General features: G+C 70.2%; 9 protein-coding genes and 1 pseudogene. 3 read left to right on the forward strand and 7 right to left on the reverse strand.

The features are described from left to right. Positions 1–365 precede the first annotated feature (365 nt). Genes ABTY98_RS07270 through pgsA form a run of 3 tightly spaced genes read right to left on the reverse strand, consistent with a single transcriptional unit; the run spans position 366 to position 3,105 of the window. Positions 366–1,526, reverse strand: coding sequence for a glycosyltransferase family 4 protein (locus tag ABTY98_RS07270; RefSeq protein WP_352219899.1), 1,161 nt, complete (start codon positions 1,524–1,526; stop codon positions 366–368). After that, the gene (locus ABTY98_RS07275) at positions 1,523–2,431 is read right to left on the reverse strand and encodes a phosphatidylinositol mannoside acyltransferase (protein ID WP_352219900.1); all 909 of its coding nucleotides are present in this window, start codon (positions 2,429–2,431) and stop codon (positions 1,523–1,525) included. Before ABTY98_RS07275 ends, ABTY98_RS07270 begins: the two co-directional genes overlap by 4 nt. Beyond that, on the reverse strand, positions 2,428–3,105 hold the full coding sequence (gene pgsA / locus ABTY98_RS07280) for a phosphatidylinositol phosphate synthase (RefSeq protein WP_352219901.1): 678 nt from the start codon (positions 3,103–3,105) through the stop codon (positions 2,428–2,430). The genes ABTY98_RS07275 and pgsA overlap by 4 nt, the downstream gene beginning before the upstream one ends. A gap of 341 nt (positions 3,106–3,446) precedes the next feature. Between pgsA and ABTY98_RS07285 the strand changes: the two genes are divergently transcribed. Continuing rightward, positions 3,447–5,645 (forward strand): elongation factor G-like protein EF-G2, encoded by a 2,199-nt coding sequence (locus ABTY98_RS07285; RefSeq protein WP_352219902.1) that lies wholly within the window; start codon positions 3,447–3,449, stop codon positions 5,643–5,645. A 239-nt stretch (positions 5,646–5,884) separates the two neighbouring features. Continuing rightward, positions 5,885–7,528 carry an AbeC-like domain-containing protein gene (locus ABTY98_RS07290; RefSeq protein WP_352219903.1) on the forward strand — a complete coding sequence of 548 codons (1,644 nt, stop codon included), beginning with the start codon at positions 5,885–5,887 and terminating at the stop codon, positions 7,526–7,528. Between the two features lie 30 nt (positions 7,529–7,558). Here the strand turns inward: ABTY98_RS07290 and ABTY98_RS07295 are convergent, their stop codons facing one another. Continuing rightward, positions 7,559–8,113 carry an HIT family protein gene (locus ABTY98_RS07295; protein WP_352219904.1) on the reverse strand — a complete coding sequence of 185 codons (555 nt, stop codon included), beginning with the start codon at positions 8,111–8,113 and terminating at the stop codon, positions 7,559–7,561. Between the two features lie 223 nt (positions 8,114–8,336). Here ABTY98_RS07295 and ABTY98_RS07300 point away from each other — a divergent pair. Next, a pseudogene (locus ABTY98_RS07300) lies at positions 8,337–8,459 on the forward strand (potassium channel family protein); the annotation flags it as partial. A gap of 82 nt (positions 8,460–8,541) precedes the next feature. Here the strand turns inward: ABTY98_RS07300 and thrS are convergent. From thrS to ABTY98_RS07315, 3 genes are all read right to left on the reverse strand, one after another. After that, positions 8,542–10,518, reverse strand: coding sequence for a threonine--tRNA ligase (gene thrS / locus ABTY98_RS07305; RefSeq protein ID WP_352219905.1), 1,977 nt, complete (start codon positions 10,516–10,518; stop codon positions 8,542–8,544). A gap of 110 nt (positions 10,519–10,628) precedes the next feature. Next, positions 10,629–11,855: a hypothetical protein gene (locus ABTY98_RS07310; RefSeq protein ID WP_352219906.1), complete on the reverse strand. Its 1,227-nt coding sequence runs from the start codon at positions 11,853–11,855 to the stop codon at positions 10,629–10,631. Continuing rightward, positions 11,852–12,418, reverse strand: a complete 567-nt coding sequence (locus ABTY98_RS07315) for a DUF4365 domain-containing protein (RefSeq protein ID WP_352219907.1) — start codon at positions 12,416–12,418, stop codon at positions 11,852–11,854. The genes ABTY98_RS07310 and ABTY98_RS07315 overlap by 4 nt, the downstream gene beginning before the upstream one ends. Positions 12,419–12,577 lie beyond the last annotated feature (159 nt).

The following is a 12,577-nucleotide window of genomic DNA, read 5'->3' on the forward strand; positions in this document are numbered from 1 at the left end:
CCCGCAGCCCGCCCCAGCAGAATCCGCGAACTGTGCACCGCTCACGGCCTCGCAGCGGCCTGACCTCAACCAGTCGACTTCGCCAACGGAATCAGCCCTGCGCCAACCCGAACCACACGCGGACACCCAATCCCGCGCACCCCGGTCCTCGCCCACAGAACCCAACCCCGCACCCCGGACCACACCCCCAGAACTCAGCCCCGCGCCAACCCGAGCCACAGGCGGGGCACACTTCCCGCGCACCCCCAACCACACCCGCAGAACCACAACCCCCACCACCCGCATCACGCCCACAGAACCCGAACCCTGCGCCAACCCGAATCACGGGCGCTCAACACCCGCCACCCGAGCCCCGCCCCCAGAACTCAGTCCCGCGCCAGTCCGAACCGTGCCCGCAGTCCCGGTCGTTCGTCCGCTGCCACCGCGGCCGCGCCCGCCGTCACCGTCTCGTAGACCGACAGGATGTCCGCACCCACCGTCGACCAGTCGAAGCGGCGCACATGCAGACTGCCGCGTGCGCTCAGCGCGGCCCGGCGCTCCGGGTCCGCCAGGAGCCGTACCGCCGCCTCCGCCAGCGTGTCCGCGTCCTCGTTGGCGAAGAGTTCGCCCGCCGCCCCCTGGTCCAGGACCTGGGTGAAGGCATCGAGGTCGGAGGCGAGGACGGGAGCCCCGGCGGAGAGAGCTTCGACCAGGATGATCCCGAAGCTCTCGCCGCCCGTGTTGGGTGCGACGTACAGGTCGAGGCTGCGCAGGAAGCGGGCCTTGTCCTCGTCGCTGATCATGCCGAGGAACTCGACGCGGGAGCGCAGCTCGGCGGGGAGGGACTCGACCGCGGCGGCCTCGTCGCCGCGGCCCGCCACCAGGAGCCTGGTCCGCGGTCGGGCGGCGAGGATCGCAGGCAGGGCCTTCATCAGCACCGGGAGGCCCTTACGGGGCTCGTCGATCCGGCCGATGAAGCCGATGGTGTCGCCCTGCCACTCGGGGCGCGGCTCGGCCTTGGCGAAGAAGTCGACGTCGACGCCGTTGGGGATGACCACCGCGTCCCCGCCCAGGTGCTCGACCAGCGTGCGGCGGGCGTACTCGCTGACCGCGATCCGGGCGCTGATCTTCTCCAGAGCGGCCTGGAGGATCGAGTACGCGGCGATCATCGCGCGGGAGCGGGGGTTGGAGGTGTGGAAGGTCGCGACCATCGGGCCCTGCGCCGCCCAGCAGGTCAGCAGGCCGAGGGAGGGCGAGGCCGGCTCGTGGATGTGGACCACGTCGAACGCGCCGTCGTGCAGCCAGCGCCGCACCCGCGCGGCCGACAGGAAGCCGAAGTTGAGACGGGCCACCGAGCCGTTGTACGGCACCGGGACCGCGCGGCCGGCCGAGACGACGTAGGGAGGGAGTGGGGTGTCGTCGTCGGCGGGGGCAAGGACGGAGACGTCATGGCCGAGGCGGATGAAGTATTCGGCGAGGTCGCGGATGTGGAACTGGACGCCACCTGGCACGTCCCAGGAGTACGGGCAGACGATGCCGATCCTCACGACGGTCCCTTCGCGGGGTCGAGGTCGGCGAGCCACAGCCGCTGGAGCATGTGCCAGTCCTCCGGATGGTCGGCGATCCCGGTGGCGAAGGCATCGGCCAGCGCCTGTGTCATGACAGACGTCTTCGACGCCCGGTCACCTGACCCGGGTACGTCGATCGGGGCGTGCACCCGGCCCTTCATGACGGGAGTGTCGTCGTACCAGAGGGTCACGGGGAGCAGATACGCGCCGGTCTGCTGGGCCAGGAGGGCCGGTCCGGCGGGCATCCGCGCGGTGGCGCCGAAGAAGTCGACCTCGACACCGGAGGCGGACAGGTCGCGGTCGGCGACCAGGCAGATCAGGCCGCCGTCCCGCAGCCTGCGGGCGAGGGTGCCGAAGGCGGAGCCCCCGCTGTGCGGCAGGACCTCCATGCCGAGGCTCTCGCGGTAGGCGACGAAACGATCGTAGAGCGTCTCGGGCTTCAGGCGCTCGGCGACCGTGGTGAACGGGGTCTTCAGCTCGGTGGTGACCCAGGCGCCGGCGAGATCCCAGTTGGCCAGGTGCGGCAGCGCGATGATCACGCCCTTGCCGGAGGCGAGGCCGTCGGTGAGGTGGTGGACGTCCTTGACGTCGAAGCCGGACCGGATGCGGTCCTCGCTCCAGGCCGGGAGCCGGAAGGACTCCATCCAGTAGCGCAGGTACGAGCGCATGCCCGCGCGCGACAGCTCGCGCAGCCGCTCCGGGCCCGCGTCGGGCAGGACGCGCGCGTAGTTGGACTCCAGGCGCTGGACGCCCTTGCCGCGCTGCCTCCAGGCGAGGTCCGCGATGGACCGGCCGAGGCGCACGGCGACCGGCTCGGGGAGCTTCTTGACGGTGCTCCAGCCGAGCCCGTACAGACCGTCGGTGAGCCGGTCGGCGGCGGTCACTGCGCCGCCTCGCTCCCGTGGGAGGCCTTCTCCCGCTCGGCCGCCGCCTCCGCCTCGGCGGACTCCCGGCGGACCGTGACGACCCGCTGGACCAGCGTGATCAGGCTGCCCACGGCGACGACCCACAGGGCGATCGGGAGCAGAATCTGGATGCCCGGCACACCGAACTTGTGGAAACCGGCCAGACCGGCTGCCACCAGCGAGATCACCAGACGCTCGGCGCGCTCCACCAGACCGTTGACAGCGACCGGCAACCCGATCGACTCGCCGCGAGCCTTGGTGTAGGACACCACCTGGCCGCTCGCCAGGCAGAAGATCGAGACGGCGCACAGGACGTTGTTGTTCCCGTTGCCCGCGTACCAGAGGGCGAAGCCGCCGAAGATCGCGCCGTCGGCGACCCGGTCCAGGGTGGAGTCCAGGAAGGCGCCCCAGCGGCTGGTCCGGCCCAGCTGGCGGGCCATGTTGCCGTCCACCAGGTCCGAGAACACGAACAGCGTGATCACGATCGTGCCCCAGAAGAACTCGCCCCGGGGGAAGAAGACCAGGGCGCCCGCGACCACTCCGGCCGTGCCGAGGAGTGTGACCGTGTCCGGGCTCACACCCCGGCGGATGAGAAACGCGGCGAACGGTGTGAGGACACGCGTGAAAAATGCACGCGCGTACTTGTTCAGCATGGCCTTCCCGACGGTCGTTGCGCCGTGCGGCCCCTGCTGGCCACCCCGGCTGGCCCATCGTAGCCACGCGCGCCTGTGCGCGACGCCATCACGGACGCGGTGGTGAAGGTCTCGGTCATCGTAGCCACGGGCGCCTGTGCGCGACGGGTGGGCACTCGCGGACGGGACCCGCGGCGGCACGCGGAGGGGCACGCGGGCGCGATCACGTCCTTCGTATGGACGCACCGTGACGGGAGTGGAAAGCTCGAATAACCGCGGGCGTCATCGGAGCCGTCACCGCACGCGGCCCGGCATGCTCGCCCGCGCCCACACAGACCTCACCGTGCACGGGAGGCAAGGCCATGGGCGACAAGGTCAAGGAACACCCCGGAGCCGCCGGCAGGGCTACAGCGGCCGACCACCCCGCGTCCGTACGGAATGTGGTGCTGGTCGGCCACTCCGGATCGGGCAAGACCACCTTGGTGGAGGCTCTCGCGCTGACCGCGGGAGCGGTGAACCGGGCGGGCCGGGTGGAGGACGGCGGCACGGTCTCGGACTACGACGACATCGAGCACCGGCAGCAGCGCTCCGTACAGCTGTCGCTGGTACCGGTCGACTGGAACGGAATCAAGATCAATATCCTGGACACCCCGGGATACGCCGACTTCGTCGGTGAGCTGAGGGCCGGTCTGCGCGCCGCGGACGCGGCCCTTTTCGTCGTCTCGGCCTCGGACGGGGTGGACGGCTCGACCCGGATGGTGTGGGAGGAGTGCGCGGCCGTCGGGATGCCGCGGGCGATCGTCGTCACGCACCTGGAGGCCGCCCGCGCCGACTTCGAGGAGATGACCAGGGTCTGCGCCGAGGCCTTCGGCGCCGACGACCCCGACGCCGTACTCCCCCTCTATCTGCCGCTGCACGGCCCGCAGGGACCGGACGGGCACGCGCCCGTGACCGGCCTGGTCGGGCTGCTCACGCAGAAGCTGTTCGACTACTCCTCCGGGGAGCGCAAGGAGTCCGAGCCGGGGCCCGACCAGCTGCCGGACATCGACGAGGCCCGTAACCGGCTCATCGAGGGGATCATCTCGGAGAGCGAGGACGAGACGCTCATGGACCGCTATCTGGGCGGCGAGCAGATCGACCTCAAGACACTGATCGAGGACCTGGAGCGGGCCGTGGCACGCGGGGTGTTCTTCCCCGTCCTGGCCGCCGCCCCGGCCTCCGACGGCGCCCGCCAGGGGCTCGGCACGGTGGAACTCCTGGAGCTGGTCACCGGCGGGTTCCCGACCCCGTTCGAGCACCCCACTCCGGGGGTCACCACCATCGGCGGCGAGCCGCGCGACATCAAACCGTGCGACACGGGCGGCCCGCTGGTCGCCGAGGTGGTGAAGACCGCCTCCGACCCGTACGTCGGCCGGGTCTCGCTGGTCCGGGTCTTCTCCGGCACCCTGCGCCCCGACGAGACGGTCCATGTCTCCGGGCACGGTCTCGCCGACCGCGGCCACGAGGACCACGACGTCGACGAACGCATCGGCGCCCTGTCCACCCCGTTCGGCAAGCAGCAGCGCCCGGTCACCCATGTCATCGCCGGTGACCTCGCGTGCGTGGCCAAGCTCGGCCGCGCGGAGACCGGGGACACCCTCTCCGGCAAGGACGACCCACTGCTCATGGAGCCGTGGCAGATGCCCGACCCGCTGCTGCCGCTCGCCATCCAGGCGCACAGCAAGGCGGACGAGGACAAGCTCTCGCAGGGACTGTCCCGCCTGGTCGCCGAGGACCCGACCATGCGGCTCGAACAGAACCAGGACACCCACCAGGTCGTCCTGTGGTGCCTCGGGGAGGCGCACGCGGACGTCGCCCTGGAGCGGCTGCGCAGCCGGTACGGCGTCCAGGTGGACGTCGTACCGCACCGGGTGTCCCTGCGCGAGACGTTCGCCGGCCGGTCCGCCGGACGCGGCCGGCACGTCAAGCAGTCCGGTGGGCACGGCCAGTTCGCGATCTGCGAGATCGAGGTGGAACCCCTGCCCGGCGGCTCCGGCATCGAGTTCGTCGACAAGGTGGTCGGCGGCGCCGTGCCCCGGCAGTTCATCCCGTCCGTCGAGAAGGGCATCAGGACCCAGGCCGCCAGGGGCGTCGCCGCCGGCTATCCGCTCGTCGACGTGCGGGTCACCCTCCTCGACGGCAAGGCGCACTCGGTGGACTCCTCCGACGCCGCCTTCCAGACGGCGGGCGCGCTGGCGCTGCGGGAAGCCGCCGCGGACGCGAAGATCCATCTGCTTGAGCCGGTGGCCGAGGTGTCCGTGCTGGTCGGCGACGACTATGTCGGCGCGGTGATGAGCGACCTGTCCGGGCGGCGCGGCCGGGTCCTCGGCACCGAGCAGACCAGCGGCGGGCGCACCCTGATCAAGGCCGAGGTGCCCGAGTTCGAGATCGGCCGGTACGCGGTCGACCTGCGCTCCCTCTCGCACGGCACGGCGCGTTTCAGCCGCTCGTACGCCCGTCACGAGCCGATGCCGCCGCAGATCGCCGAGAAGATTCGCGAACAGGCCAAGGAGGCCTCGTAGTTGGTCTCATAGTTGGTCTCATAGTTGGCCTCGGGGTCGACATGGCCGATGTGGCCGCCTTGGTCGCCGTGGTCGCCGTGGTCGCCGTGGTCGACGACAAGGGTGTTCGGCGGACGGCTTCGGCCGTCCGCCGACGGTTGTCGGTGGCCGGGGATACCCTGAGTACTTGATCAACAGGTGTGCGGAGTACGGAAGTCGGGAAAGCCGCAGAAGCGGGATGGCGGCAAGTGGGGGCGGGAATGAGCTTCGAGGACTTCTTCGGGCCACAGGTGCCCAGGCCGGGCGGCGAGGCACAGGCCCCGACCTATGCCCTGGCCTCGGCGGCCTACCGGGACACGCCGATGGAGGAGATCAAGAAGGCCGACAACGAGTGGCACCAGTCCACGGTCAACGAGGGCCGCAAGTGGGCGAAGATCTTCCGGCCCAACTTCGGTGAGGCGTACTCGCAGGCGATCATCGACCGCATGCTGGGCGTCGGCCGCAAACCGCTCATCCAGTCCTTCGGCAGCGAACCCCAGGTGGTCGTCGAGCACTGCCTCGCGGCCAACCGCATCCGCAAGGAGCGGGACAAGCGGCTCACCGCCGTCATGTTCCTGTGCGGCGTGCTGTTCCTGCCCGGCCTGGTGGTCTGGCTGCTCGTCTTCCAGCTCCGGGCCGGCATGCTGAAGGCCGACAACAAGCGGGTCTCCGGTCTCGGCAGCGCCCTGCTGGCCGCCGTCGGCGTCCTCGCGGTGCTCTTCCTGATCAAAATGCCGCTCACCGGCTTCTGGGGCTGGTACGCGCGCGGCTGCATCGTGCTCCCCGTCGTCGGCTGGTACCTGGCCAAGCGGCTCTGCGAGCGGACCGCCACGGACCTGCGCAAGGCCTGGGGCGGTCTGCTCTCCGGCGGCAGCGTCGGCGCGAAGGTCCCCGAGGCGGTGCCGACCAGCCCCGACCAGGCCGCGGCCGAGCAGCTGCGCCAGTCGCTGGCCCGGCTCAGCGCCGAGCAGCAGTCCAACTCGGTCTTCTACGCCGGCTCCAAGGGCATACTCGGCATGGGCACCCGCTGGGGTTCCTGGGTACTCGCGGAGGAACTGGTCCCCCTCGACCCGGTCAAGGGCGTCCACGAGTTCCGGGCCTGGACGGTCGTCCGGGAGATCGAGAAGGAGCTGAGCGTGCTGCACCGGCAGCACCTGAAGACCGGCGGCTTCCCGGAACCCCAGGTCAGGCACTGGATCGTCACCCATGTCGGAGCGGGCGCCAAGGCGGTGTCCAGGCCCGAGGGCACCGACTACAAGGTGGGGCCCAAGGACGTCGAGAACATCTGCAACAACAACCACTTCGGCAAGGGCGACCGCCACTATCTGGGCGTGCAGTGGCCGTACCTGTGGAACGGCGATCTGATCATCACGATGATGGCGACCGTGACCGTGCTGAAGGAGACCCTGCGCATCGAGGTCAGCGGACACGCCCTGGGCCCGGTCAACGGCCTGTTCAACGGCAAGCCCGAGGCGCCCACCAAGAAGGTCGCCAAGACCGTGCGGTTCTGGGAGACCCGGACCGTCAAGCTGCCGCTGGTCACGACCGACGAGGTGGTCCGCCTCACCGCCCGTGCCAGCGTCAGCTGGTATCCGCCGGTGCTGAAGTGGCTCGGCGGTTCGATAGGCCTGCCCGAACCGTTCGGTCTGCGGCACGCCTGGGCCGACCAGCCCTGGGACCACCGCTTCATGGCCGACGACGCGCTGCGCGCGGCCACACCGATACTCCGTGCGGTGCACCGGGCGGCGCTCAGTGTGCTCAAGGAGCACGACGTCGACATCGACAAGTTCACCTCGCGGGCGGGAGCGCTCAGCGGGTCGGTCCAGGAGGCGTCACCGAAGAAGGCGGACAAGTACGACGCGTGACCCCCTCCCCGCGCCGGGGGACGGGAGCCGTCAGGCCTGCCCCGTCGGCCAGGCCTCTGCCAGCATCTTTCGGGTGTCCGCCAGCAGTTGCGGCAGTACCCGCGTGTGGCCCACCACCGGCATGAAGTTCGTGTCGCCGCCCCAGCGGGGGACGACGTGCTGGTGCAGATGGGCCGCGATGCCGGCACCGGCCACCGTGCCCTGGTTCATGCCGATGTTGAAGCCGTGGGCACCGGACGCGGTGCGCAGCGCGGTCATCGCCTGCTTGGTCAGCTCGGCCAGTTCGGCCGTCTCCAGGTCCGTCAGGTCCGTGTAGTCGGCGACATGGCGGTACGGGACCGTCATCAGATGGCCGCCGTTGTACGGGTAGAGGTTGAGCACCGCGTAGACGTGCTCGCCGCGCCGGACGACCAGCCCGTCCTCGTCGGATTTGGCCGGGATCGAGCAGAAGGGACAGCCGTCGTCGGCCCCCGGGCCGGTCGGCTTGTTCTCACCCTGGATGTAGGCCATCCGGTGGGGCGTCCACAGGCGCTGGAACGCGTCCTGCGTCCCCACTCCGATCTGCTGCTCCGGCTCACTCGTCATGCTAGGCAGCATATGGCTTCGCCCGTTCGCGGCGTGTCGCCGGGGCCAGCGCAAACCGCTCGGCGGCGAAGCCGGGCGGATGGACGACGACAGCCGCCTGGACCGCTGGGAGCGAGGGACGGACCTCCCGCTCGGCATCGCGTCCCTGGTCTTTCCGGGCTCGTACGCGGTGCATGTGCCGGCGCCCGGCTGCCCGGGGCCGTACACGTCCTGTTCCTGTCTTGTGACCCCGGTGACCACGCTCGGCCGGAGCATCGCCGCAGGGCCGATGGCGTGCGGGATCGCCCTGCTCGGCGCGGTCACCGGGTCGTTCTCCTCGATGCTGCTGCAGCGGTTCGCGCTGGAGGCGAGGAGGACGCACTGGAGGGCCGGGCAGCGAAGAGGCCCCCGGAGAAGTGATCTCCGAGGGCCTTTCGCAGGGGGCGGGATCAGACCTGGGTCCGCTCCTCGACCACCTGCACGATCTTGGCGATGGCCTCGTCGAACGGAATGCCGTTCTCCTGCGAGCCGTCGCGGTAGCGGAAGGAGACCGAGCCGGCCGTCATGTCCTCGTCGCCCGCGATGACCATGAAGGGCACCTTCTGCTTCTGGGCGTTGCGGATCTTCTTCTGCATCCGGTCGGACGACGCGTCGACCTCGACCCGCAGGCCCTTCTTCTTGGCCTCGGCCGCGAACTTCTGCAGATACTCGACGTGCCCGTCGCCGATCGGGATGCCGACCGCCTGCACCGGCGCCAGCCACGCCGGGAAGGCGCCCGCGTAGTGCTCAAGGAGCACCGCGAAGAACCGCTCGATGGAGCCGAACAGGGCACGGTGGATCATCACCGGGCGCTGCTTGGAGCCGTCGGCCGAGGTGTACTCCAGGTCGAACCGCTCGGGCAGGTTGAAGTCGAGCTGGACGGTCGACATCTGCCAGGTGCGGCCGATGGCGTCCTTGGTCTGCACCGAGATCTTCGGGCCGTAGAAGGCGGCGCCGCCCGGGTCGGGGACGAGCGGGAGGCCCTGCTTCTCGGCGACCGCGCGGAGGGTCTCCGTGGCCTCCTCCCAGACCTCGTCGGAGCCCACGAACTTCTCCGGGTCCTTGGTGGACAGCTCCAGGTAGAAGTCGGTGAGACCGTAGTCGCGCAGCAGGTTCAGGACGAAGGTGAGCGTCTTGTCGAGCTCCTCCGCCATCTGCTCCTTGGTGCAGTAGATGTGCGCGTCGTCCTGCGTGAACCCTCGGGCCCGGGTCAGGCCGTGCACGACGCCGGACTTCTCGTAGCGATACACCGTGCCGAACTCGAAGAGGCGCAGCGGCAGTTCACGGTAGGAGCGGCCGCGCGCGTCGAAGATCAGGTTGTGCATCGGGCAGTTCATGGGCTTGAGGTAGTAGTCCACGCCCTCGTCGAGCTGCATGGGCGGGTACATGCCGTCGGCGTACCAGTCCAGGTGCCCGGACGTCTCGAAGAGCTTCCCCTTCGTGGCGTGCGGGGTGTAGACGAACTCGTAGCCCTCCTCCTCGTGCCGGCGGCGCGAGTAGTCCTCCATCACCCGGCGGACGATGCCGCCCTTGGGGTGGAAGACGGCCAGGCCGGAACCGATCTGCTCGGGGATGGAGAACAGGTCCAGCTCGCTGCCCAGCTTGCGGTGGTCGCGCTTCTCGGCCTCGGCGAGGAAGTCGAGGTACTCCTTCAGCTCGTCCTTGGACGGCCAGGCGGTGCCGTAGATGCGCTGGAGCATCGGGTTCTTCTCGCTGCCGCGCCAGTAGGCGGCCGCGTTGCGCATCAGCTTGAACGCCGGGATGAGGCGGGTTGAGGGCAGGTGGGGACCGCGGCAGAGGTCCTTCCAGCACAGCTCGCCGGTCTTGGCGTCCAGGTTGTCGTAGATCGTCAGCTCACCGGCGCCGACCTCGACGTCCGCGCCGTCGTCGCTGGACGCCGAGCCCTTGAGGCCGATCAGTTCCAGCTTGTACGGCTCGTTCGCCAGCTCCTCACGGGCGGCTTCGTCGGTCACCACGCGACGGGAGAACTTCTGCCCCCGCTTCTGGATCTCCTGCATCTTCTTCTCGATGGCCTTGAGATCCTCGGGCGTGAACGGCTTCTCGACGTCGAAGTCGTAGTAGAAGCCGTCCTTGACCGGCGGGCCGATGCCCAGCTTGGCCTCCGGGAAGATCTCCTGGACGGCCTGCGCCATGACGTGCGCAGTGGAGTGACGGAGGATGTTGAGACCGTCCTCGGAGGCGATCTCGACGCCCTCGACGGTTTCGCCGTCCTTCGGCTCGTACGCGAGGTCCTTGAGCTCGCCGCCCACGCGCGCGGCGATGATCGAGCGCTCGCCGGCGAAGAGCTCGGCGGCCGTAGTGCCCGTCGTCACCACGCGCTCTTCCCGCTCGGAATCGCGTTGGATGATCACACGGACGTCTGACACCGGTCTCTCCTGCCTGAAGGTGGATGCGGCGCCATACCAGGAGCGCGCGCAATACCGGATCGTACCGACCCGGCCCCACCGACCGCTAAACGGTCACCCACAGTCCACGCTCAGTCGCAGTCGTCGCCGCTGCACGCCTCCTCGAAGAAGTCCAGGTTCTCCTGCAGCGACTTCATCAGCCGGTCCCGCTCGGCCTCGTCCACCTGCACCGGTACGACCCCGGAGGCACCGGACAGCCGCCGGAACCCGCCCCGGCTCTCCAGCCGCCCGTGCACCCGCACCGGCAGCCCGACGAGGTGGGCCTGCCCGGCTATCCGGTAGTCCTCCTCGTCGAGAGTGACCCGGACGTACGGCACCTCGGCGCCGGCGATGACCCGCAGCCGTACCGCGCCTTCGCCGCGCTGTTCCGAGCGGCGCATCCGGACCACGGTGCCGGTGATCCGGACCGGGACGGACGGTTCGTCGCGCAGGAAGCGGGCGCCTGCCTCGCGCAGCACGGGCAGGTCGCCGGGTGAGAACTCGACGGGCTCGGCGGTGGACGCGCAGTCGTCGGGGACCCCGGCGCCCGGGGCCCACTCGACGGAGATCCTGGCGCCCTCGGTGCCGCGCACGAGCGTGACGAGGGCGTCGGTCAGTTCGCGGCTCACGCCCGCCTCGACGGCTCCGTCGAAGGCGTCCATGCCGCCGGTGGCCCGCTGGTAGTCGATGGCCTCGCGGGCGGCGTACAGGGCCTGGTGGAGGCGTACGGCGAGGGGGCGCCCGGTGTCGACGGGCACGAAGGCGGTCAGGCCGCGGCCGCCCTCCGCCGAGCCGACGATGACGGACTCCAGCATGGCGGCGGCCGCACGCTTGTGCCGGGCGCCGTAGTAGCCGGCACGCGCGCGGGTGGCGAGCGCGCCGGCCAGCAGGGTCTGCCGGGCCGCGGTGCGCAACTGCTCCTCGACCGTCCAGGGCGCGGCGTCCACGGGCCCGCTCGGCACATCCCGCCACCAGCGGATCTCGTCGCTGGGCACCGCGAGCCCGACCAGCACCTCACGCGCGGCGGGCGTGCCGCTGCGCACGAGAGCCGTGAGCGCCTCCCCGAGCAGATCGTCACTGTCCGGGAAGGCGCGGCTCTCTGGTACGAGCAGGCTGGTGCCGGTGCTGCCCGGCCCGGGTGGGGTCCAGCGGCCGTAACGCCCCGGGGCTCCCCCGCGCCGCTGCCAGCCGTGCCGGCGCAGCAGGGCACCGAGCACGGCGGGGTCGACCTCGGTGGGCTCGGGAGGACGGTTCCAGTGGGGGTCCACGGGATGCGGCCGGACTTCCCGGAGCTGCTCCTCGTACGGACGGTGCCTCATGGTCGTCCTCCCGTCCCGACCCGCGTCATGATCTCGCAGAGCGCCCGGTCGTCGAAGATGCGCGAGGTCGGAATCCGCACGGTGGTCCGGTTCCGGCCGGTGATCGGGTGCCCTGCCAGGTTGACCCAGTAGCAGCAGTGGCGCAGATCGAGCCGGTCGTGGCTGGCGCGCAACCAGTCGTCCTGGGAGCGCGGAACCAGCATCACCACGAGGATCTTGTGCACCGACACCGGTGTGCGGGCGAGCTTGCGCAGGTGGTCGTTGTCCAGCGTGAAGGAGAAGAAACGTCCCGGTGGGTTGGGTGGGATCTGGTACGTGCACTTGAGCTGCACCTTTATGGTCACCTCGTCGTCGACGGTGTGCCCGGGCGAGCCATGGCTGACGTGCCAGTCGATGCCGTTGTCCGGGAATGGCTGCGAGAGCGAGCAGCCGGCCGCCGCGGCGACGGCGTGCAGATATCCCACCTGCAGTGTCTCCATGCAGGCGGTGGTGGCGAGTGTGCCGCGATGAGGGCCCGTGCGTTCGGGCAGCAGCCCGCCCCGCTCGGGCTGCGCTATCGCCATGACCAACAGCCTTCCCAGCCAAAGAGTTTCCCCGTGGCGGGCCGTTGAACTGCAAAGACCCGCACTCCTGTTGTGTCCTTCCGGCGTACGCCGCAAACGGCCCGGGTATCACCAAACGGGCAGAAGACGGAACGTCAGCTGCCGTGGGTGAACGAGGAG

It is taken from the genome of Streptomyces sp. NPDC096040 (assembly GCF_040303265.1).
Classification (GTDB): domain Bacteria; phylum Actinomycetota; class Actinomycetes; order Streptomycetales; family Streptomycetaceae; genus Streptomyces.

Coding starts and splice junctions, on each gene's coding strand:
- pgsA (WP_352219901.1), bottom strand. CDS start 3,105: ATGCTGAACAAGTACGCGCGTGCATTTTTCACGCGTGTCCTCACACCG.
- ABTY98_RS07285 (WP_352219902.1), top strand. CDS start 3,447: ATGGGCGACAAGGTCAAGGAACACCCCGGAGCCGCCGGCAGGGCTACA.
- ABTY98_RS07290 (WP_352219903.1), top strand. CDS start 5,885: ATGAGCTTCGAGGACTTCTTCGGGCCACAGGTGCCCAGGCCGGGCGGC.
- ABTY98_RS07295 (WP_352219904.1), bottom strand. CDS start 8,113: ATGACGAGTGAGCCGGAGCAGCAGATCGGAGTGGGGACGCAGGACGCG.
- ABTY98_RS07310 (WP_352219906.1), bottom strand. CDS start 11,855: ATGAGGCACCGTCCGTACGAGGAGCAGCTCCGGGAAGTCCGGCCGCAT.
- ABTY98_RS07315 (WP_352219907.1), bottom strand. CDS start 12,418: ATGGCGATAGCGCAGCCCGAGCGGGGCGGGCTGCTGCCCGAACGCACG.